Source organism: Elioraea tepidiphila DSM 17972, assembly GCF_000378465.1.
Taxonomy (GTDB): Bacteria; Pseudomonadota; Alphaproteobacteria; order Acetobacterales; family Acetobacteraceae; genus Elioraea; species Elioraea tepidiphila.
The window spans coordinates 67671-87554 of sequence record NZ_KB899915.1 but is presented as its reverse complement, the minus strand read 5'-3'; the positions used below and the strand labels follow the sequence as shown (position 1 = coordinate 87554).

Annotated in this window: 19 protein-coding genes; 7 read left to right on the top strand and 12 right to left on the bottom strand. The window is 71.4% G+C overall.

The window, feature by feature from the left end:
* Positions 1-34 precede the first annotated feature (34 nt).
* Positions 35-457, top strand: a complete 423-nt coding sequence (locus F563_RS0106300; protein WP_019013806.1) for a tellurite resistance TerB family protein — start codon at positions 35-37, stop codon at positions 455-457.
* Positions 458-460: 3 nt separating this feature from the next.
* On the opposite strand, the gene F563_RS0106295 is transcribed toward F563_RS0106300, so the two are convergent.
* The 6 genes from F563_RS0106295 to groES all read right to left on the bottom strand — a co-directional run bounded on the left by F563_RS0106295 (position 461) and on the right by groES (position 5567).
* Positions 461-1636 carry an amidohydrolase family protein gene (locus F563_RS0106295; protein ID WP_019013805.1) on the bottom strand — a complete coding sequence of 392 codons (1176 nt, stop codon included), beginning with the start codon at positions 1634-1636 and terminating at the stop codon, positions 461-463.
* Positions 1633-2586: a threonine dehydratase gene (locus F563_RS0106290; RefSeq protein WP_019013804.1), complete on the bottom strand. Its 954-nt coding sequence runs from the start codon at positions 2584-2586 to the stop codon at positions 1633-1635. Before F563_RS0106290 ends, F563_RS0106295 begins: the two co-directional genes overlap by 4 nt.
* 79 nt (positions 2587-2665) lie before the next feature.
* Positions 2666-2869 carry a cold-shock protein gene (locus tag F563_RS0106285; protein WP_019013803.1) on the bottom strand — a complete coding sequence of 68 codons (204 nt, stop codon included), beginning with the start codon at positions 2867-2869 and terminating at the stop codon, positions 2666-2668.
* Between the two features lie 236 nt (positions 2870-3105).
* Positions 3106-3309 (bottom strand): cold-shock protein, encoded by a 204-nt coding sequence (locus F563_RS0106280; protein WP_019013802.1) that lies wholly within the window; start codon positions 3307-3309, stop codon positions 3106-3108.
* Positions 3310-3564: 255 nt separating this feature from the next.
* Positions 3565-5202, bottom strand: coding sequence for a chaperonin GroEL (gene groL, locus F563_RS0106275; protein WP_026299372.1), 1638 nt, complete (start codon positions 5200-5202; stop codon positions 3565-3567).
* A gap of 50 nt (positions 5203-5252) precedes the next feature.
* Positions 5253-5567, bottom strand: a complete 315-nt coding sequence (groES, locus tag F563_RS0106270; RefSeq protein ID WP_019013800.1) for a co-chaperone GroES — start codon at positions 5565-5567, stop codon at positions 5253-5255.
* A gap of 274 nt (positions 5568-5841) precedes the next feature.
* Between groES and F563_RS0106265 the strand changes: the two genes are divergently transcribed.
* Positions 5842-6111: an usg protein gene (locus F563_RS0106265; RefSeq protein WP_019013799.1), complete on the top strand. Its 270-nt coding sequence runs from the start codon at positions 5842-5844 to the stop codon at positions 6109-6111.
* Here the strand turns inward: F563_RS0106265 and ubiM are convergent.
* The 3 genes from ubiM to F563_RS0106250 are packed head-to-tail and all read right to left on the bottom strand — an operon-like array spanning position 6098 to position 8820.
* Complete coding sequence (ubiM, locus tag F563_RS0106260) at positions 6098-7285, bottom strand: 5-demethoxyubiquinol-8 5-hydroxylase UbiM (protein ID WP_019013798.1); 1188 nt, start codon at positions 7283-7285, stop codon at positions 6098-6100. The genes F563_RS0106265 and ubiM overlap by 14 nt on opposite strands.
* A gap of 60 nt (positions 7286-7345) precedes the next feature.
* Positions 7346-8044, bottom strand: coding sequence for a TVP38/TMEM64 family protein (locus F563_RS0106255; protein WP_019013797.1), 699 nt, complete (start codon positions 8042-8044; stop codon positions 7346-7348).
* Positions 8041-8820 (bottom strand): glycosyltransferase family 2 protein, encoded by a 780-nt coding sequence (locus F563_RS0106250; RefSeq protein WP_051089336.1) that lies wholly within the window; start codon positions 8818-8820, stop codon positions 8041-8043. Before F563_RS0106250 ends, F563_RS0106255 begins: the two co-directional genes overlap by 4 nt.
* 183 nt (positions 8821-9003) lie before the next feature.
* On the opposite strand from F563_RS0106250, the gene F563_RS0106245 reads away from it, so the two are divergent.
* Genes F563_RS0106245 through tldD form a run of 3 tightly spaced genes read left to right on the top strand, consistent with a single transcriptional unit; the run spans position 9004 to position 14265 of the window.
* On the top strand, positions 9004-10077 hold the full coding sequence (locus F563_RS0106245) for a COX15/CtaA family protein (RefSeq protein ID WP_019013795.1): 1074 nt from the start codon (positions 9004-9006) through the stop codon (positions 10075-10077).
* Positions 10074-12800: a PAS-domain containing protein gene (locus F563_RS23825; protein ID WP_019013794.1), complete on the top strand. Its 2727-nt coding sequence runs from the start codon at positions 10074-10076 to the stop codon at positions 12798-12800. The genes F563_RS0106245 and F563_RS23825 overlap by 4 nt, the downstream gene beginning before the upstream one ends.
* A 22-nt stretch (positions 12801-12822) precedes the next feature.
* Positions 12823-14265 (top strand): metalloprotease TldD, encoded by a 1443-nt coding sequence (gene tldD / locus F563_RS0106235; protein ID WP_019013793.1) that lies wholly within the window; start codon positions 12823-12825, stop codon positions 14263-14265.
* A gap of 3 nt (positions 14266-14268) precedes the next feature.
* Here the strand turns inward: tldD and F563_RS0106230 are convergent, their stop codons facing one another.
* From F563_RS0106230 to F563_RS0106220, 3 genes are all read right to left on the bottom strand, one after another.
* The gene (locus F563_RS0106230; RefSeq protein WP_156825084.1) at positions 14269-15828 is read right to left on the bottom strand and encodes a hypothetical protein; all 1560 of its coding nucleotides are present in this window, start codon (positions 15826-15828) and stop codon (positions 14269-14271) included.
* Between the two features lie 334 nt (positions 15829-16162).
* On the bottom strand, positions 16163-17512 hold the full coding sequence (locus F563_RS0106225; RefSeq protein ID WP_019013791.1) for a glutamate--cysteine ligase: 1350 nt from the start codon (positions 17510-17512) through the stop codon (positions 16163-16165).
* A 45-nt stretch (positions 17513-17557) separates the two neighbouring features.
* Positions 17558-18289 (bottom strand): 16S rRNA (uracil(1498)-N(3))-methyltransferase, encoded by a 732-nt coding sequence (locus F563_RS0106220; protein ID WP_019013790.1) that lies wholly within the window; start codon positions 18287-18289, stop codon positions 17558-17560.
* 38 nt (positions 18290-18327) lie between these two features.
* Here F563_RS0106220 and ubiA point away from each other — a divergent pair, with 38 nt between their 5' ends.
* Positions 18328-19239, top strand: coding sequence for a 4-hydroxybenzoate octaprenyltransferase (gene ubiA / locus F563_RS0106215; RefSeq protein WP_019013789.1), 912 nt, complete (start codon positions 18328-18330; stop codon positions 19237-19239).
* Entirely contained in the window at positions 19236-19883 is a 648-nt protein-coding gene (locus F563_RS0106210) for a class I SAM-dependent methyltransferase (protein ID WP_019013788.1), read from the top strand. Before ubiA ends, F563_RS0106210 begins: the two co-directional genes overlap by 4 nt.
* The last annotated feature ends 1 nt before the right edge of the window (position 19884 follow it).

Here is a 19884-nt window from a genome sequence, read left to right as displayed (position 1 = left end):
CCAAGTCGCGCATCCGCAAACGGAGGACGCCACGATGCCCACACGCTCGCCGCTCTCGCCGCACGAGGCGCTGGTCTTCGCCATGGTGCTCGTCTCGGCAGCGGATCGGAACATGACCGACAGCGAGCTGAAGGTGATGGGACGGATCGTCACCCAGGCACCGGCCTTCGACGGCTTCGACGCGGCCATGCTGCCCAAGGTGACGGATCGCTGCATCGCCGTGCTCGACCAGGATGACGGGCTGGAGAAGGCGTTCGACCTGATGCGCGCCGCCCTGCCGATGAGCCTGCGCGAGACCGCCTATGCCTTCGCGGTCGAGGTCGCGGCGGCCGACGCGGCGGCGACGCAGGAGGAGTTGCGGGTGCTCGAACTGATCCGCCACCGGCTGGACGTGGACCGGCTCGCCGCCGCCGCGATCGAGCGCGGTGCGCGTGCACGCCACGCGCGCATCAAATAGCCGTCAGCCGCGCGCGACCACGCGTCCGGCGCTGACCACCAGACGGCGCGGCGGGCGCGCCACCACCGCCTCGGCGACGGTCTCGGCCGCGACCAGCACCACGTCGCCGCGCGCGCCCGGGGTCAGGCCGTAGCCTGCGAAGCCGCAGCCGCGTGCGGCCTCGGTGGTGATGCAGTCGAGCGCCCAGCCCACCTCCTCGTCGCGGCGGAAGTTGTTGCGCAGCCCGATCAGCATGGCGCGCTCCAGCATGTCGGGCCGGCCATACGGGCCCCAGGTGTCGCGGATGCCGTCGCAGCCGCCGAAGATCGCCACGCCTGCGGCCCGGCACGCGGCGACCGCCGGCACCGGGCGCGAGGGCGGCGCAGTGGTGGCGACCGCGACGCCCCACTGCGCCATGCGCGCAAGCAGCGCGTCGCGCTCGCGCTCCCCGATCATGCCGAGGCAGAAGCCGTGGCTGACCACCACCGCATTGCGCATGCCGAGTGCGGCTGTGCGCTCCAGGATCAGATCGAGCGAGAAGGCGCCCATCTCGCCCGGCTCGTGCAGGTGGATGTCCACGCCGCGCCCGTGCTTCTGGGCGAGGCCGAAAATCACGTCGAGGTGACGGACGGGGTCGCGGTCGATCGCGCAGGGATCGAGCCCGCCGACGACATCCGCCCCAGCCGCCATCGCCTGATCGAGCAGCGCCTCGGTGCCGGGGCGCACCAGCATCCCCGATTGCGGGAAGGCGACGATCTGCATCTCGATCGCATCGGCAAGTGCGGCGCGGGTCGCCAGCACGGCGTGCAGGTGCTTGAGCCGCGCCTCGGTATCGATGTCGACGAAGGTGCGGATGCGCGTGGTGCCGTTGGCGAGGTATGCGCGCGCGATCCGTTCTGATTGCGCGCGCGCGTCGTGGTTGGTGGCGGCGCGGAACCGGCGCTCGGTGTCGATCTTGTCCTGGATCGTCGGCCCGACATCGTTCGGCACCCAGTTCATGCCCCAGAGCGTCTTGTCGATGTGCGCGTGGCCCTCGATGAGCCCGGGCAGGGCGAGGGCGCCGCCGCCGTCCTCGCTGGGCGTCCCTTCCGGTGCAGCCAGCGCCGAGCCGATCGCCGAGATTCGGCCCTGCTCGATCAGGATGTCGGCCGAGCCGCCGCCCATCGGGCGGACGTTGCGGAGAAGGATCGTGTCGCTCATGCCAGCACCCAGGAGCGGAACAGCGCGAGGTCGATGTTGCCGCCGCACAGGATCACGCCGGCACGCCGGCCCCGCATCCGGTCGCGCTCCTGCATCAGCGCGGCCAGCGGCGCGGCACCGGCGCCTTCGGCCAGGTTGTGCGTGTCGGTCCAGTAGATGCGGATCGCCTGGGCGACCGCGTCATCCGTCACCTCGACGATGCGCGCGGCCCCGCGGCGGATGATCTCGAACGCGCCGGCGTCGGGAATCCGCGTCGCCATGCCATCGGCGCGGGTGTCGGCGCTGCTGGTCGGCACGACGTGCCCGGCGGCCAGCGAGCGCGCATAGGCGTTCGCGCGGTCGCTCTGCACGCCGACGATCTCGGTGGAAAGCCCCAGCAGGTCGCGTGCCATGATCAACCCGCAGATTCCCGACCCGAGCCCGATCGGGACATAGACCGCGTCGAGCGGTGGGGCGGCGCGGAACAGTTCGAGCGCGTAGGTCGCCACCCCCTTCACGAGATCGGGGGCGAAGGAGGGCGCGAATTCCAGCCCGCGCTCGGCAGCGAGTGCCTCGGCGTGTTCGCGTGCCTCATCGAAGTCGCGCCCGTGCTCGATCAGGTCGGCGCCGAAGGCCCGCATCGCGGCGTTCTTCTCGACGCTGTTGCCGCGCGGCACGACGATGGTGACGGGCACGCCGAACCGCGCGCCCGCATAGGCGAGGGACTGGCCGTGATTGCCGCGCGTCGCCGAGACGATGCCGGGGCAATGGGGCCGTTCGCGTTTCAGCCGCTCCATGAAGACGAGCCCGCCGCGGATCTTGAAGGCGCCGGTCGGCGTGTGGTTCTCGTGCTTGACCCAGACCTCGCAGCCGGCGCGCGTGGCGAGCAGCGGCCAGGGATACTGGGGCGTCGGCGGCATGTGGGCGTGGACGAGCGAGGCGGCGGCCTCGAGTGCGGCGAGATCGAACATGGCGCGAGCCTCGCCCGGAACGCGCGCAAACGAAAGGGCCGCACCCTCGCGGATGCGGCCCTCCCGGGTCGAGCCGCGGTCAGGCGGCGCGGAGATTGGTGGCGGCGGGCTTGCCGCGCTCCATGCTGACCTCGAAGCTGACCTTCTGGCCCTCGTTCAGCCCCGTGAGGCCCGCGGCCTGCACGGCGGTGATGTGCACGAACACGTCCTTGCCGCCCTGGTCGGGCACGATGAACCCATACCCCTTGGTGGCGTTGAACCACTTCACAGTGCCTGTGGCCATGCGGCCCTCCTCTGCTGCTCAGCGCCGCCGTAGCGCGGCGCACAACCGGGTCCGGAGAGAAAGCCGTCAGCCGCCCGGTAGCCCGGAAGCCAGAGAGGAGGCGAGGTCAGTCAAGCCAAACGCACGATTGCCGATCCAGGGAACACGCCCCGGCCGGTCGGGGTCAAGGCAAAACGCGAAAGGGGCCGTCCCATGCGGGACGGCCCCTCCGATCGCGTGGACCGGGTGGCGCGCGCTCAGAGCGCGCGCAGCATCCCGGCGGCGGCCTTGCCGCGCTCCATGCTGACCTCGTAGCTGACCTTCTGGCCCTCGTTCAGGCCCTGGAGCCCTGCCGCCTGCACGGCGGTGATGTGCACGAACACATCCTTGCCGCCCTGGTCGGGAACGATGAAGCCGTAGCCCTTGGTCGCGTTGAACCACTTCACGGTGCCTGTGGCCATGTGGCCCTCCTTCAAAGCACGTCACGCGGCGCGGGGATCGCGTCGCGTCTGGACAACCGGGTTTTTCGGAAGCGCGGGCCGAAGACGCCGGGAAGTCCCGGAGAGCCAAGGCGTAGCCAAGCGAAACGCACGATTGCAGGGGAGATAGGCGCAGGTCGGGGCGCGCGGGTCAAGGATAATCGGAACCAGTGCGGTGCATCGAAACGAAAGGGGCGCCCCGAAGGGCGCCCCCGCACATCAACGGTGACCGGGCGATCAGAAGTCCATGTCGCCCATGCCGCCGCCGGGCCCACCCGCCGGGGCGGGCTTCTTCTCCGGACGCTCGGCCACCATCGCCTCGGTGGTGATCAGCAGCGACGCGACGGAGGCCGCATCCTGCAGGGCGGTGCGCACGACCTTGGTCGGGTCGATGATGCCGGCCTTGACGAGATCCTTGAACTCGCCGGCCTGCGCGTCATAGCCCCAGTTGTAGTCGTCGTTGTCGAGCACCTTGCCGAGGATCACCGCGCCGTCCTCGCCCGCGTTCTCGCTGATCTGGCGCAGCGGGCTGGTGATCGCGCGCTTGACGATGTCGACGCCGAAGCGCTGGTCGTCGTTCTCGACCTTGATCTTGGCGAGGATCGCGGTCGCGCGCGCGAGGGCGGTGCCGCCACCCGGAACGATGCCCTCCTCGACGGCGGCGCGCGTGGCGTGCAGCGCGTCGTCGACGCGGTCCTTGCGCTCCTTCACCTCGACCTCGGTCGAACCGCCGACGCGGATCACGGCCACGCCGCCGGCGAGCTTCGCCAGCCGCTCCTGCAGCTTCTCGCGGTCGTAGTCCGAGGTGGTCTCCTCGATCTGCGCCTTGATCTGGTTGCAGCGGCCCTGGATGTCCGACTTCTTGCCGGCACCCTCGACGATGGTGGTGTTCTCCTTCTCGATGATCACCTTCTTCGCCTTGCCGAGCATGTTCAGCGTGACGTTCTCGAGCTTGATGCCGAGATCCTCGCTGATCACCTGGCCGCCGGTGAGGATGGCGATGTCCTCGAGCATCGCCTTGCGGCGATCACCGAAGCCCGGCGCCTTCACGGCCGCGACCTTGAGCCCGCCGCGCAGCTTGTTGACCACGAGCGTGGCGAGCGCCTCGCCCTCGACATCCTCGGCCACGATCAGCAGCGGCTTGCCCGACTGCACCACCGCCTCGAGCAGCGGCAGCATCGGCTGGAGCCCCGAGAGCTTCTTCTCGTGGATCAGGATGTAGGGGTTGTCGAGCTCGGCGACCATCTTCTCCGCATTGGTGATGAAGTACGGAGAGACGTAGCCGCGGTCGAACTGCATGCCCTCGACGACGTCGAGCTCGGTCTGGATGCCCTTGGCCTCCTCGACCGTGATCACGCCCTCGTTGCCGACCTTCTCCATCGCCTTGGCGATCATCTCGCCGATCTCGCGCTCGCCGTTGGCGGAGATGGCGCCGACCTGGGCGACCTCGGCGGAGGTGGAGATCTTCTTCGACTTCTTCTTCAGCTCCTCGACGACCGCGGCGACGGCCTTGTCGATGCCGCGCTTGAGGTCCATCGGGTTCATGCCGGCGGCGACCGCCTTCGCGCCCTCGCGCACGATCGCCTGGGCGAGCACGGTGGCGGTGGTGGTGCCGTCACCGGCGACGTCGTTGGTCTTCGACGCCACCTCGCGCACCATCTGCGCGCCCATGTTCTCGAACTTGTCGGCGAGCTCGATCTCCTTGGCGACGGTCACGCCGTCCTTGGTGATCCGGGGCGCACCGAAGCTCTTGTCGAGCACGACGTTGCGGCCCTTGGGGCCGAGCGTCACCTTCACAGCGTCGGCCAGGATGTCGACGCCGCGCAGCATGCGCACGCGCGCATCCGCGCCGAACTTCACGTCCTTTGCAGGCATGTCCTCACACCTTCGGGTTGTTCAGGGGTAGGTCGGTGGGCGGGGAGCGCTCAGGCCGCCTTCTTCTTGGCGGCGGGGACCTCGACGATCCCCATGATGTCGCTCTCCTTCATGATCAGCAGCTCCTCGCCGTCGATCTTGACCTCGGTGCCGGACCACTTGCCGAACAGCACCCGGTCGCCTTCCTTCACGTCGAGGGGCACGAGCTCGCCCTTCTCGTTGCGCGCGCCGGGACCGACGGCGACGATCTCGCCCTCCATCGGCTTCTCCTTCGCGGTATCGGGGATGATGATGCCGCCGGCGGTCTTCTCCTCGGCGGTCACGCGCCGCACCACCACCCGGTCGTGCAGGGGACGGAACTTCATCGGATGTCTCCGTTGATGGCCCTGGAAGTTGGGGATCCCCCCGGCCGGAAGGCCGCCGCACTGGGCTGCTAGCACTCCCTCCCGAGGAGTGCCAGCGATCTAGGCGAGCGGGCCAGCCAAGTCAAGCCTGGCAGCACTCCCGACACCCGGCTGCTAAGCTACTGAAATCGCTCAATTTTCATTTCCTGTTGGGAAACCCCGTGGCACCATTCGGCGAACGGGAAGGGAGAAACCGGTCACCGGCGCCCACCGCCGCATGGAGGAGACAAACTGGATGTCGGTATCCGCGATCGAACGGCAGCTGATGGGGTATCGGCTGACCACCGCGCAAATCCTCTATCACATGCCCGATCATCCCGGGCTCCTGCAGACCTTCATCTGGCAGGATCTCGACCTCGCCCCGCGCTTCCCCGAGCTGAGCCGCTTCCTGGCCTTCTGGCAGCGCGAGCTGGATGGCAAGCTGCACTCGGTGCGGGTCGCCTCGGCCGCGCTGATCCGCCCCGCCGAGCTGCGCTACGCCGGCGGCCAGCTCACCCTGCACTGAGGGCGGGGCGGGCATCCATCAGCCGGGCGACGATCGCCCGGCGGATCGGCGGCAGGGCGGCGCCGGCGCTGATCAGCGCCGCGCGCGCGAGCCGCGCCGGCGCGCGGTCATCGCCGTAGAGCCGGGCGATCGCGTTGGTCGCGAGGAACAGCGGAAGCGTCGCCCGCCGATGCGCCGAGGCGTAGTACGACAGCGCGCCGCTGCCCCCCGGATCGAGGCCGCGTGCCACTGCCCGCTTCAGTTCCGCCGCCAGCAAGGCCGCGCCGGAAAGCCCGAAATTGAAGCCATGCGCGGTCACGGGGTGCATCCCCACCGCGGCATCGCCGAGCAGGGCGAAGCGGCGGGCGGCGAAGCGGTGCGCGTAGACCGCCACCAGCGGATAGGCGTGGCGGGTGCTGACCAGCCGCATCGCGCCGAGCCGGCCCTCGTAGCGGCGCGTCACCTCCGCGCCGAAATCCTCCGGATCGAGCGCCAGCATCCGCTCGGTCTCGTCCGGCGCCAGCGTCAGCACCGCCGAGGACATCGCGCCGTTCAGCGGCAGCATGGCGATGGTCTGGCGGTGGCCGAACCATTCGGTCGCGGTCGCGCCGTGCGGGCGTTCATGCGCCATGCGGCAGACGATCATGGAGCGGCCGAAATCCAGCATCTCGGCGCCGATGCCGGCGCGCCGGCGCGCGGCCGAGAAGCGGGAGTCGGCCGCCACCACCAGCCGTGCGGCGATCTCCTCGCCACACGCGAGGCGCAGCCGCGCCCCGTCCGGGGCGAGCGTGAGGGCGGTGACCTCGCGTCCGGCCAGCAGCCGCGTGCCGCCCTGGGCGGCCACGGTGTCGAAGAGCGTCCGCCGGATCGCGTGATTGGGCACCAGCCGGCCGAGCGGCTCGCTCGGCGCGGGCGGGGCGAAGCGCAGCGCCAGCGGGAAACCGCCATTGATCACCCGCGCCTCGCCGAGCGGTGCCATCTCCTCCGGTGCCAGACGCACCCAGGCGCCGAGGTCGCGCAGGATCGCCTGCGAGCGATGGGTGAGCGCGATCTCGCGCCCGTCGAAGGCGGGCGCGGCCAAGCTCGCCTCCGGGCTGCGCTCGATCAGCGTGACATCCAGGCCGCTGCCCTTGAGCCCAGTGGCCAGGGCCAGCCCCGCCGGTCCCGCGCCGATGATGGCGACATCCGTCCGCATGGGTGCTCTCCTGCCATGGACCAGATGCGGCGTCGATGACCTGTCGCAAGACCGCGCCGGTCAGCTGCCGTGGGCCTCGTCCTCCAGCACCCGCCCGGCGCGGTGGCGGCGCAGCAGGGCCAGGCCGATCGCGACCGAAACCGCGAACAGCGCCACCGCCAGGGCGAGCTGCCAGGCGCCGTCCACCCGCACGCCCTTGCCGAGCAGGGCGAACACGACGGTCTGCGGCACGTAGCCGAGCGCCGAGGCCGCGACGAACGGCAGCATCGGGATGGCAGCCATCCCGGCGAGCAGGTTCAGCGCCAGGTTGTTGCCGACCGGCAGCAGCCTGAGCGCGAGCGTGGCGCCGAACGGACTGCCGGCCAGCGCATCCCTGAGCGGGCGCAGCCGGTGACCGAAGCGTCCGGCAAGCCGGCGTTCCGCCCAGTCGCGCCCGACCAGCCGCGCCCAGCCATAGGACACGGCACAGCCCAGCACCGTGGCGGCGAGCGCGACCATGGTGCCCTCCAGCGCGCCGAAGGCATAGCCGGCGAGGAACGCGACCCCCTGGCGGGGCACCCCGGCCGCGGTCGCCGCCGCGCCGACCGCGATGAACACGAGGTCGCCGACCAGCCCCCGGCCGCGCACCCACCGCTCCACCCAGCCGGCCTCGGGGGTCAGCCCGATCTCGCGCAGCACCAGCCCGGCCGCGGCCAGGCCGCAGGCCAGCACCACAAGCCGCAGCAACGCCGCGCGGCGCCGTGCCGCCGTGGTCCTCACGGCTCCTCGACGGGCTCCAGCTCGGGGCGCCGGCCGCGCCGCTGCAGCCAGATCACGCCGATCAGGTCGAACAGCGCCACGCCCAGGCGATCGAACACGCCGTAGTTCGACCGGCCGCGCAACCGCGGCCGGTGATTCACGGGCACGCTCCGCACCCGCCCGCCCGCGCGCAGGAACAGCGCCGGCAGGTAGCGGTGCATGTGGTCGAAGCGGGGCAGGTCGAGGAAGTCGGCGCGGCGGAACACCTTGAGCCCGCACCCGGTGTCAGGGGTGGCATCCCCCAGGAGCCGGGCACGCACCGCATTGGCGATCCTGGAGACCACCCGCTTGGTGCGGGTGTCCTTGCGCGTGGTGCGGTGGCCGGCGATCAGCACCGGCGCCGGGTCGGCCGCGTCCTCGGCCAGCGCCGCGGCGAACAGGCGCGGGATGTCGGCCGGGTCGTTCTGGCCATCGCCGTCGAGCGTGGCGATCCAGTGTCCGCGGGCGGCCTTCACGCCGGTTGCGATCGCCGCACTCTGACCGCACGAGACCCGGTGGCGCCGGCGCACCAGGTCGCCGTGCCGTGCCTCCTCGGCCAGGACCGCCGCGGTGCCATCGGTCGAGCCATCGTCCACATAGACGATCTCGTAGGGGCCGAGCCCGGCAACGGCGGCACGGATCTCGGCGATCAGCGGGGCGATGTTGGGTGCCTCGTTGCGCACCGGCACCACCACCGACAGCAGCGGCAGGCCAGCAGGCGCCGCCGGCACGGTGGGGGGGGGAGGAGGTTCGGGCATCGGATCGGGGATGACGGCGTCCCGGTCGCCGGGCGGGCGACCGTGCGCGGACGCTTGAAACCGCCCGGCGGGGCGCCATACCAGAGGGGTCACCCAGCGACAAGACGAGGTTCGCCCGATCGGCTAGGGTGCGGCGGCGAGCCGGCACGCCGCGTCCGGTGGCGCGAGACGCGAGATCCGAGAATGCCGTTTGACCCGATCCCCCTGCCCCGTTCCGGTGCCGCCGGCACCGCGCATCCGGGCGATCGCGCGGTCGGGATCTGGCTGCTCGGCATCGCCCTGATGGTGCTGATCATGGTCGCGCTCGGCGGCGCGACGCGGCTGACCGGCTCGGGCCTGTCGATCATGGAGTGGCGCCCGCTCACCGGCTGGTTCCCGCCATTCTCCGAGGCCGAGTGGCAGAGGCTGTTCGATCTCTACCGCACCATCCCGCAATACGCGGCCGTCAATGCAGGGATGGATCTCGCCGGCTTCAAGGAGATCTACTGGCTCGAATACCTGCATCGGCTCTGGGGCAAGCTGATCGGCGTCGCCTTCCTCGGCGGGCTTGTGACGCTCGTCCTCGCCGGCAAGGTCGGGCGGGCGCTGCTGCCGCGGCTCGTCCTGCTGTTCGCGCTCGGCGGGCTGCAGGGCTTCCTCGGCTGGTTCATGGTCGCCTCCGGGTTCTTCCCGCACCGCACCGCCGTCAGCCCCTATCGGCTGGTGATCCATCTGGGGATGGCGTTCCTGATCTTCGGGCTGCTGCTGTGGATCGCGCTCGGGCTGCTGCGCCCCCAACCCGAGGCTGCGCCGAGGCGGCTTCGCCATGGCGTGATCGCGGTCGGGGTGCTCGCGGTGCTGACCATGCTCGCGGGCGGGTTCGTCGCCGGCATCCGCGCCGGCTTCGACTACAACACCTTCCCGCTGATGGACGGAAGGCTGGTGCCGGCGGGGTATGGCGCGCTCGAGCCCTGGGTGCTGAACCTGTTCGAGTCGGTCCCGGCGGTGCAGTTCAACCATCGCCTGCTCGCAACGCTCACGCTCGCCGGGGCGCTCTGGCTTTCGGCCTTCGCCTGGCGCGCGCGCGCGACGCCGTCCGGTCGCGCGGCCCTGCTGCTCGCCGGTACGATCGCGGCGCAGTACGCGCTCGGAGTGGCGACGCTGCTCTATGTCGTCCCGGTCGGGCTCGGCACGCTGCACCAGACCTTCGCGGTCGTGGTGCTCGCGGCCTTCGTCAACGCGCTCGACAGGCTGCGGGGGGGGAGCGGGACAGCGTGAGCGAGGACGTCGAGCGGCTGCGCGCCGAGCTCGCCGCGCTCAACCTCGCCTACGAGGCGCTGGCCGAGCGGGAACGCCGACTGCTCGACTTCACCGAGGCGTCGGGCGACTGGTTCTGGGAGCAGGACGAGAGCCTGCGCTTCACCTTCCTCTCGATCCGCGAGCCCGGCCGCGGAGCGCGCGCGCTGACACCCCGGCTCGGCGATCCGATGCTCGGCCGCACCCGCTTCGAGCAGGTGCTGCGCGAGCCGGGCGACGAGGCGATGTGGCAGCGCCACGCCGAAGACCTCGCCGCGCGACGGCCGTTCCGTGACCTCACCTACCGCTCGCGCCGCGGCACCGAGGTGCCCTACTGGGTGCGCATCAGCGGCGTGCCCGTGTTCGGCCGTGACGGCCATTTCCGCGGCTATCGCGGCATCGGGCGCGACGTGACCGCCGAGATGGAGGCGGCGCGCGCCTCGGCCCGCCAGCAGGCGCTGCTGCGCGACACGCTCGACCGGCTGCCCGTCGGCATCGCCCTCTACGATCCCGACACGCGGCTGATCTGGGCGAACCGCACCTACGCCGTCGATGCCGGCGTGACACCCGATGCGTTCCGTCCCGGCATGCACCTCGCCGAGGTGGTCCGCCTGCTCGCGTCGCGCGGCTGGTACGGCGAGGTCGACGTGGAGGCCCAGGTCGCGGCGCAGCTGGCGATCGACCGCAGCCGCCCGAGCCGGCGCACGCGCCGCGGCCCCGGCGGCCGCGTGTTCGATGTGCGCATCGAGCCGCTCAGCGACGGCGGGCACATCGTCTGCACGGTCGATGTCTCCGCCCTGGTCGAGGCCGAGACCCAGGCGCGGGGCCATGCGATGCGCCTGGACACGGTGCTGCTGCGCCTGCGCACGGGCGTGTGCGTGTACGGCGCCGATCGGCGCATGACGCTCTCCAATCGCCGCTACGAGGAACTGCTCGGCCTGCCCGACGGCATGATCCGGCCGGGCATCAGCTTCGAGCAGCATCTGCGTGACCTTGCCGCGCGCGGCGAGTTCGGCGCCGTGCCCGATGCCGACGCCTATCTGGCCCGGCTGCTCGCGATCGATCTCGCCCGCCCGCACCTGTTCCGCCGCACCCGCCCGAACGGCCAGGTGCTCGATTTCAGCTACGATCCGCTGCCGGATGGCGGCTTCATGGTGTCGGTCAACGACATCACGGCGCTGGCGCGCGCCGAGAACGAAGCCAGCGGACGCGCCCGGCTGCTCGATGCGATCCTGCGCGCGCTGCCGCACGGCGTCTCGGTGTACGGGCCCGACCGCCGGCTCGCCATGGTCAATCCCGCCTATACCCAGATCATGGCGGGCGCGCCGATCGCCATCGGCGATCACGTCGAGGATGTGATCCGTCGCCGCGCGGAAGCTGGCGAGTTCGGGCCCGGCGATGTCAGCGAGACGATCGCGCGCGAATCGGGACGCGACATCACCAAGCCGCAGCGCCGGCGTCGGATGCGGCCGAACGGCACGGCGATCGACGTCCGCACCGCGCCGCTGCCGGATGGCGGGCACATCTCGGTGGTCACGGACATCACGCCCGTCGTGGAGGCCGAGGCCGAGGCGATGCGCCGCGCGGCGATGCTCGACACCATGCTCGAGCATATCCGCCACGGCATCTGCCTGTTCGACCAGGAGCGTCGCGTGCTGGCGGCGAACCGGGTGGCGGCGCAGCTGCTCGGCCATCCGCCCGAGCTGCTGCAGCCGGGCAGGACCCAGCAGGAACTGGTCCAGGCGCTGGTCGAACGGGGCGAATTCGGTCCCGGCGCGGCCGGCGAGGCGGCGGCGCGCGACCATCTCACGCGTGACCGCTCGGTCTCGACCATCCATTGGCGCACGCGGCCCGACGGGCGGGTGCTGGAGGTGCGTTCCGATCCCACGCCCGATGGCGGCTTCGTCGTCACCTACACGGACGTCACCGAGCAGAAACAGGCCGAGGCCGCGCTGCGCCGGGCCGCCGCGGAGGCGGAGGCCGCGAGCCGGGCGAAGAGCCAGTTCCTCGCCACCATGAGCCACGAGTTGCGCACCCCGCTGAATGCGGTGATCGGCTTCTCGGAGGCCATGATGCACGAGGCTGCGCGGCCGGATCCGAAACGGATCGAGGAGTATGCCGGCGCGATCAACGAGGCCGGGCGGCATCTGCTGTCGCTGATCAACGACATTCTCGATGTCGCGCGCATCGAGGCCGGTCGGATGGATCTCGCCGAGGACCGGGTCGATCTCGCGCGCCTCGCGCAGACGACGCTGCGGCTGCTCGATCCCGCCGCGCGCACCGCCTCCGTGGCGCTGGAACGCGCCGTGCCGGACGACCTGCCGACGGTGCGAGGCGACGAGCGGCGGCTCAGGCAGGTGCTGCTCAACCTCGTGTCGAACGCGGTGAAGTTCACCGGCCCCGGCGGATCGGTGCGCGTCTCGGCGCGGCTGGACGAGGACGGTGGCATCGAGCTGCGCGTGACCGACACCGGCATCGGCATCGCCGAGCAGGACCTCGAACGCGTGTTCCAGCCCTTCGTGCAGCTCGACTCCTCGCTGTCGCGCCGCTATCAGGGCTCGGGGCTCGGGCTGTTCCTCTCGCGTGCGCTCGCCCAGGCGCATGGCGGCTCGCTGCATCTGGAGAGTACGCCGGGCCAGGGCACTGCTGCCGTGCTGCGCCTGCCGGCCGCGCGCGTCGTGCGCCGCGCCACCGCCGCGCAGTGACCCGCCGATCAGGAGGGCTGCCGTGAGCCATCTCGACACCACCGACACGCTGTTCTTTGCGCGCCCTGACGCCGCGGTCGAGCGCGACACGGCGGCGGCGCTGACCGCGGCCGCCCTCGACGGCATGGACGACGGCGAGCTGTTCCTCGAGTACCGCGAGAGCGAGGCGCTCGCGCTCGAGAACGGTCGCATCCGCTCGGCGTCCTTCGACACCACGCTCGGCTTCGGGCTGCGCGCCGTCTCCGGCGAGGCGGTCGGCTACGCCCATGCCGGCGAGTTCACCGAGGCGGCGCTGAAGCGGGCGGCGGAGACCGTGCGCGGGGTGAAGACCGGGCGCGGCGGGGCGATCGACGTCGCACCGCGCGCGACCAATGCGCGGCTCTATTCGGACGCCAACCCCGTCGCCGCGCTCGACTTCGCCGCCAAGACGCGCCTGCTCGCCGAGATCGACGCCTATGCGCGCGGCAAGGACAGCCGCGTGACGCAGGTGATGGCGAGCCTCACCGGCGAGTGGCAGGCCGTGCAGATCATCCGCGCCGACGGGGTCCGGGCGGCCGATGTGCGGCCGCTGGTGCGCCTGAACGTCGCAGTCGTCGTCGAGCAGGGCGGGCGGCGCGAGACCGGCAGCTACGGCACCGGCGGCCGGTTCGACGTCACGCGGCTGGTCGCACCCGGGACCTGGCAGCGCGCCGTGGACGAGGCGCTGCGCCAGGCAGTCGTCAATCTCGACTCGATCGCCGCGCCGGCAGGCGAGATGGAGGTCGTGCTCGGTCCCGGCTGGCCGGGAATCCTGCTGCACGAGGCGATCGGCCACGGGTTGGAGGGTGACTTCAACCGCAAGAAGACCTCCGCCTTCGCCGGGCTGATGGGCCAGCGGATCGCGGCCCAGGGCGTGACGGTGGTGGATGACGGCACGATCCCGGATCGTCGCGGCTCCATCACGATCGACGACGAGGGCACACCCTCGGGCCGCACGGTCCTGATCGAGGACGGCATCCTGACGGGCTTCATCCAGGACCGGCAGAACGCGCGGCTGATGGGTGTCGCGCCGACCGGCAACGGCAGGCGCCAGTCCTATGCGCATGTGCCGATGCCGCGCATGACCAACACGGTGATGCTGGCCGGGCCGCACGCGCCGGAGGAGATCATCGCTTCCGTCGATCGCGGCCTCTATGCCGTCAACTTCGGCGGCGGTCAGGTGGACATCACCTCGGGCAAGTTCGTCTTCTCCGCGTCCGAGGCCTATCTCATCGAGAACGGCAGGCTGGGCGCGCCGGTGAAGGGTGCGACGCTGATCGGCAACGGCCCGGACGCACTCACCAGGGTGACGATGGTCGGCAAAGACCTGGCGCTCGATCCCGGCATCGGCACCTGCGGCAAGAACGGCCAGGGCGTGCCGGTCGGCGTGGGCCAGCCCACGCTGAAGCTGCGCGGGCTGACCGTCGGCGGCACGGCGCTCAGCTGACGCCTACTTGGTGCGGCGGAGCGAGACCGGCCCGCCGGTCAGTGTCCGTCCCTCGCGGGCAAGCACGAGCGCCTGGTTGTTCATGGTCACGATCACGCGGCCGTCGCGCTCCTCGGTGTAGGTGCCGGCGACCGCCTGCCCGCCACCCATCTTCATGACGACGCGCGTGCGGTCGAGGAACTCGAGTTCGACGCCGCCTCCCTGATAGACACGTCCACGCATCGCACCGGATTCGGCGCGGTTCACGGCGGCCAGGATGGTCGTCCGCCGCGCCTCGACAGCTTCCTGGAAGCGGGACCGATGCTCGGCGGCACTGGCCGGCCACGCGGCGAGGCTCGGGCGGAGCTCGCCATCGATCGCATCGAGGCCCTCCTGGGTGGCCGGCAGGCGGGCGAGCGCCTGCTGGAACGAACCGAACAGCGCGTCCGCCGTCTTCTTCCGTTGCGCCGACGCGGCGTCGCGCACCTTTGCTGCGTTCGGCTCGGGCAGCAGGCGCAGGAGACGCTCATCGGCGACGCGATCGATCGCGACGAATCCGCTCTCGTCCGCCGGCAGCGCAGCGATCTCGGCCGTGATCTGGCGCTCGGCCTCCGTGCCGATCGCGGCCCGGCGTTCCCCGATCGCACGATCGATCGCGGTGAAATCCGACGGGTCGAGCGCGCCGGCAAAGTGCTGCCGCATGGATTGTGGCGCACTCGCGAGCTCGGCGAGCGACTGCGCGTTGACGGGCAGGCGGCCGATCTCGGCGATCAGCGCATCGCGTACTGCACCGCGCATCGCTGCGGCGCGCGCATTCGCCGTCTCGGCCACTGCCGGACCGATCTCGGCCTGCGGCAGGTCGCGCACGGCGGCGAGCAGCGCGCGCGCATGGCCCTGTGGCTCTCCCTGCACCTGGCCGGCGGCCTGGTTCGCCGCGTTGAACATCTGCTGGTTCGTGCCCGCGCGCGCCAGCGCGGCATAGAAGCGCAGCAGCTGCGGCGTCGCGGGGGCTCCGTCGAGCGCGGCGAACGAGGCCGGGATCGCCGCGCGCGCGGCGGTCAGTGCACGCAGATAGGCGGTGGCGTTGTTGCGGATCCAACCGCGCATCGTCTCGAGTGCGTTGCGCTGCTCGAACTGGCGCGACCGTGCGAAGTCGCGCTCACAGGCCAGCATGGCCTGCACGATCTCGCCCGCCTCGGCCTCGGTCCATGCGAGCATGGGTTTGCCGAAAAGCTCGGCCGTTGCCGGTGCTGCGAGCAGGGCGGGCACCCAGTAACGCGAGCCGAGCTGGTTCGGCCGCCATTCCGCGCCGCGTTGATAGCCTGCGGCCCAGCCGGCCAGTGAATCGCAGCTGGCACGTGCAATCTGTGCCGAGGCCGGTGGGTTCAGGCAGAACGTTGCGACAACGATCGCAGACAACAATGAATGACGATGTGACATTTGCGTACGGTCTCCCCTGAGAACCCGACACAATGATGCGCGCTGAGGGCGCGGGCCGGGAGTGCGCATACGATACGAACCGTTTCCGGCAGAATATTGGCCGGAGGCGCACCCGCATGACGACATCGCCGCGCGCAGGCTCATTGCATGCGGCGTAGCACGATCGGGTCCCTGATCACGCGCGCGCCTGCGGGTGAACACCAGCGGCTCGTTGCTGGTAGTTACGATACCGTATCCGTAACAGAGATTCTGGCGGGTGCTCGAACAGCGCTCGGGGGTGGCGAACCCGGATCACGTGCCCACGGCCGGGAACGGACCCTCGTCGATCTCGACCAGGGCTTCAGCGTACTGCGGCCGAGTCGCGAGGTCTCGACGCGAGTGGGGCGGCAGCGATGCCACCTCACCGTCCTCGGGGCGAATTTGAACAGCAGGCGAACGCGGAGGGCCTGCCGCCGTCGACCCGCTGAGGACCAGCCCGCTACAGCGCGCCCTCGGTGAAAATCCGCGAGACGTCACCACCCCACGCGGTGGACGCGCGGTCGAGCCAGTGATCGGCGAGACTGCGCCCCGTCGCCGCGATCTCCTCCAGCGGCGCGAGATAGGCCTCCTCGCCGAGCCCGCGCGCCACGAGGCCGCGCCTGGCGATCGCCACCATCTCGCGGGCGAGCGCGAGTGCGGTGCCGTCGCAGAACGGGGTCGCGAGCCCGAGCCGCGGCACATCGCGATGCAGCGTCTGCCACTCCTGGCAGGCATGGTCGCGGATCAGCGCGGCGGCCTCGCTCTGCGCGCCAGAATCGTAGAGCAGCCCCACCCAGAGCGCGGGCAGCGCCATCAGCATCTCGGGCGGACCGGAATCGGCGCCGCGCATCTCGAGGTAGCGCTTCATGCGCACCTCGGTGAACACGGTGGTCAGGTGGTCGGCGAAATCGCCCATGGTCGCGACCGCGCCCTCGGTCTCGTCGCGCAGCCTGCCCGCCATGAAGTCGCGGAAGCTCCGTCCGGCGACGTCGATGTAGCGGCCCTGGCGATAGACGAAATACATCGGCACATCGAGCACCCACTCGACATAGCGCTCGAAGCCGAAGCCCGGCTCGAACACCACCGATGGGATACCGCAGCGGTCGGGATCGGTGTCGGTCCAGGTGTTGGCGCGGAAGCTCTTGAAGCCGTTCGGCTTGCCCTCGGTGAAGGGGGAGTTGGCGAACAGCGCGACCGCGATCGGCTGCAACGCCAGGCTGACGCGGAACTTCTCGATCATGTCGGCCTCGTCGAGCACGTCGAGATTCACCTGCACCGTGCAGGTGCGCAGCATCATGTCGAGGCCGAGTTTGCCCTTGGTCGGCATGTAGCGCCGCATGATCGCGTAGCGGCTCTTGGGCATCCACGGCATGTCCTCGCGTCGGGCGAGCGGGTGGAAGCCGTGCGGCAGGAAGCCGAGGCCGAGCGCGTCGCCCACCGCCTTGGCTTCAGCGAGATGCGCGTCGAGCTCGGCCTTGGTCTCGTGCAGCGTGGCGAGCGGTGCGCCGGAGAGTTCGAACTGCCCGCCCGGCTCCAGGCTGATATTCGCGCTCCCACGCTTCAGGCCGATGACCTTGCCGTTGTCGAGCGTCGGCTGCCAGCCCCGCGCGACGTGGCCCTCCAGCAGCGCGCGGATCCCGTCCGGCGCGTCATAGGGGGGCGGCGTGAGGTCGGAGCGGCGGAAGGCGAACTTCTCGTGCTCGGTGCCGATGCGCCAGGCCTCGCGCGGCTTCGCCCCGCCCGCGATGTACTCCGCGAGCTGGCGCACCGACGTGATCGGGGTCGCGTCACCCTCCGACGGACCGGACATCCTCGCTGTTCCCCTTGCATGTGGCGGTTGGGCGGGCGATCGCCCTCATGGATCGCACCAGTCGCCGGCCAGCGCCTGGATCAGGCTGAGGCCGGCAACGGCTGCCGTTTCGGCCCGCAGGATGCGGGGGCCGAAGGAGGCCGGGTGACAGAAGGGGAGTTTCCGGAACCCGTCAAGCTCGGCCCCCGTGAACCCGCCCTCCGGCCCGACCAGCAATCCCCAGGGGCCGGGCGCGGCGCCGCCGATGACAGCGGCGGCCGGCGGGGCGGTGCGCGACTCGTCGCCCACCAGCAGGTGCCGACCGGCGGGCCATGACGCCAGCACCTGCCCGACCGGCGCCGGCGGGACCAGCTCGGGCACGCTCAGCCGCTCGCACTGCTCGGCCGCCTCGGTGGCGATCGCCGCGAGCCGGTCGGGGTTGGTGCGCGTCACGGCGCTGCGCGCGCTGGTGGTCAGCAGGATGCGTGAGGCGCCGAGCTCGGTCGCCTTCTCGACCGTCCACTCGGTGGTCTCGCGCTTCAGGACCGGCGCAAGCAGCCAGAGATCTGGCTCGGCGCGCTGGGGCCGGGTCTGCTCCTCCACCGTGAGCATGGCAGCCTTGCGCGAGAGCGCGGCGATGCGCGCGCGCCATTCGCCGCTGCGACCGTCGAACAGCAGGATCGGGTCGCCGACGGTGCGGCGCATGACCGCGGCGAGGTAGTGCGCCTGCGCCGGCGTGGCGGTGATCGCCGCCCCCGCGGTCAGCGGCCCGGGCACATGCAGTCGGATTTCCGTCATCGCTTGCCGTTCGCTCCGTCGCATCGACTATAGGGGCGATGGACCAGGCAGGCGCGCAGGCGAGCGACATCCGGCCGGGCGGGCTGATCGCGGCCCTGCCCGAGGCCGCCCGCCCCTATGCCGTGCTGATCCGCCTCGACCGGCCGATCGGCACGTGGCTGCTGTTCCTGCCGGGGCTCTGGGGGATCGCGCTCGCCGGCGCGCCCTGGCCGGACCCGTGGCTGGTCGTGCTGTTCGCGGTGGGCGCGGTGGTGATGCGCGGGGCGGGCTGTGTCATCAACGACCTCTGGGACCGCGACATCGACCGCCGCGTCGCCCGCACTGCCGCCCGCCCGCTCGCCTCCGGCGCGGTCACGCCGCTCCGGGCGCTGGTGTTCCTCGCCGCACTGCTGGCGGTCGGGCTGCTGATCCTGCTCCAGCTTCATCCGCTGGCGATCGCGCTCGGCGTCGTCTCGCTGCTGCCGATCGCGGTCTATCCGCTGATGAAGCGCGTCACGTGGTGGCCGCAAGCCTTTCTCGGCGTCACCTTCAACTGGGGCGTGCCGATGGGCTACGCCGCCGCCGCCGGCACGCTCGACGCGGCGGCCCTCGTGCTCTACGCGGCGGCGTTCTTCTGGACGCTCGGCTACGACACGATCTATGCGCATCAGGACCGCGAGGATGATGCGCTGATCGGCGTGCACTCGACCGCGCGCCTGTTCGGCGAGCGCACGCGGCCGTTCCTGGCCGCGTGCTACGCCGCGACGCTGGCGCTGGTCGCGGTGTCGGGTCTGCTGGCGGGGCTCTCGCTCGTGTTCCTGGCCGGGCTTGTGCTGCCGGCGCTGTTGCTCGCGCGGCAGGTGATGACCCTCGACATCCATGATGCCGCGCTGTGCGGGCGGCTGTTCCGCGCCAATCGCGAGGTCGGGCTCGCGATCGCGGCGGCGATCGTGCTGGGCCGCGTCGCATGACGCCCGAGGCGGCCGCCGCCTTCGTGGTTGGCCAGACCGCGATCGGTCGCGCCCCGCTGGTGCCGGAGCTCGCGTTGCACCTCGCCTCCGAGATCACGCCGATCTGGCAGGCGACGGAGACCAGTCTCGCACGCCAGGGTGTCGAGCCGCCGTACTGGGCCTTCGCCTGGCCGGGCGGGCAGGCGCTCGCGCGCTTCGTGCTCGACGATCCCACGCAGGTCGCCGGCAGGCACGTGCTCGATCTCGCGGCCGGCGGCGGGATCGCCGCGATCGCGGCCGCGCGTGCCGGTGCCTCGGTGACGGCGGCCGAGATCGACCCGCTGGCCGCGGCGGCAATCCGCGCCAACGCCGCGCTGAACGGCGTCACGGTGACCGTCGCTCTTGGCGATCCGCTGCTGCACCCGGCCGGGGCCGAGGTGATCCTCGCCGGCGATGTCTGCTACGAGGCGCGCATGACCGCGCGCGTGGTGCCGTGGCTGCGCGAGGCGGCCGGCCGCGGCATCACCGTGCTGCTGGCCGATCCCGGCCGCGCCTACCTGCCGCGCGAGGGTCTTGAGGCATTGGCACGCTACGAGGTCGCGGTGACGCGCGAGCTGGAGGACCGTCTCGTGCGCGAGACGACGGTCTATCGCGTCCTGCCCTGAG

Bases quoted from the DNA above. Each gene is read 5' to 3' on its own strand.
- F563_RS0106300 (WP_019013806.1), top strand. From the start codon at position 35: ATGCCCACACGCTCGCCGCTCTCGCCGCACGAGGCGCTGGTCTTCGCC.
- F563_RS0106295 (WP_019013805.1), bottom strand. From the start codon at position 1,636: ATGAGCGACACGATCCTTCTCCGCAACGTCCGCCCGATGGGCGGCGGC.
- F563_RS0106290 (WP_019013804.1), bottom strand. From the start codon at position 2,586: ATGTTCGATCTCGCCGCACTCGAGGCCGCCGCCTCGCTCGTCCACGCC.
- F563_RS0106285 (WP_019013803.1), bottom strand. From the start codon at position 2,869: ATGGCCACAGGCACTGTGAAGTGGTTCAACGCCACCAAGGGGTATGGG.
- F563_RS0106280 (WP_019013802.1), bottom strand. From the start codon at position 3,309: ATGGCCACAGGCACCGTGAAGTGGTTCAACGCGACCAAGGGCTACGGC.
- groL (WP_026299372.1), bottom strand. From the start codon at position 5,202: ATGCCTGCAAAGGACGTGAAGTTCGGCGCGGATGCGCGCGTGCGCATG.
- groES (WP_019013800.1), bottom strand. From the start codon at position 5,567: ATGAAGTTCCGTCCCCTGCACGACCGGGTGGTGGTGCGGCGCGTGACC.
- F563_RS0106265 (WP_019013799.1), top strand. From the start codon at position 5,842: ATGTCGGTATCCGCGATCGAACGGCAGCTGATGGGGTATCGGCTGACC.
- ubiM (WP_019013798.1), bottom strand. From the start codon at position 7,285: ATGCGGACGGATGTCGCCATCATCGGCGCGGGACCGGCGGGGCTGGCC.
- F563_RS0106250 (WP_051089336.1), bottom strand. From the start codon at position 8,820: ATGCCCGAACCTCCTCCCCCCCCCACCGTGCCGGCGGCGCCTGCTGGC.
- F563_RS0106245 (WP_019013795.1), top strand. From the start codon at position 9,004: ATGCCGTTTGACCCGATCCCCCTGCCCCGTTCCGGTGCCGCCGGCACC.
- F563_RS0106230 (WP_156825084.1), bottom strand. From the start codon at position 15,828: ATGAGCCTGCGCGCGGCGATGTCGTCATGCGGGTGCGCCTCCGGCCAA.
- F563_RS0106225 (WP_019013791.1), bottom strand. From the start codon at position 17,512: ATGTCCGGTCCGTCGGAGGGTGACGCGACCCCGATCACGTCGGTGCGC.
- F563_RS0106220 (WP_019013790.1), bottom strand. From the start codon at position 18,289: ATGACGGAAATCCGACTGCATGTGCCCGGGCCGCTGACCGCGGGGGCG.
- ubiA (WP_019013789.1), top strand. From the start codon at position 18,328: ATGGACCAGGCAGGCGCGCAGGCGAGCGACATCCGGCCGGGCGGGCTG.
- F563_RS0106210 (WP_019013788.1), top strand. From the start codon at position 19,236: ATGACGCCCGAGGCGGCCGCCGCCTTCGTGGTTGGCCAGACCGCGATC.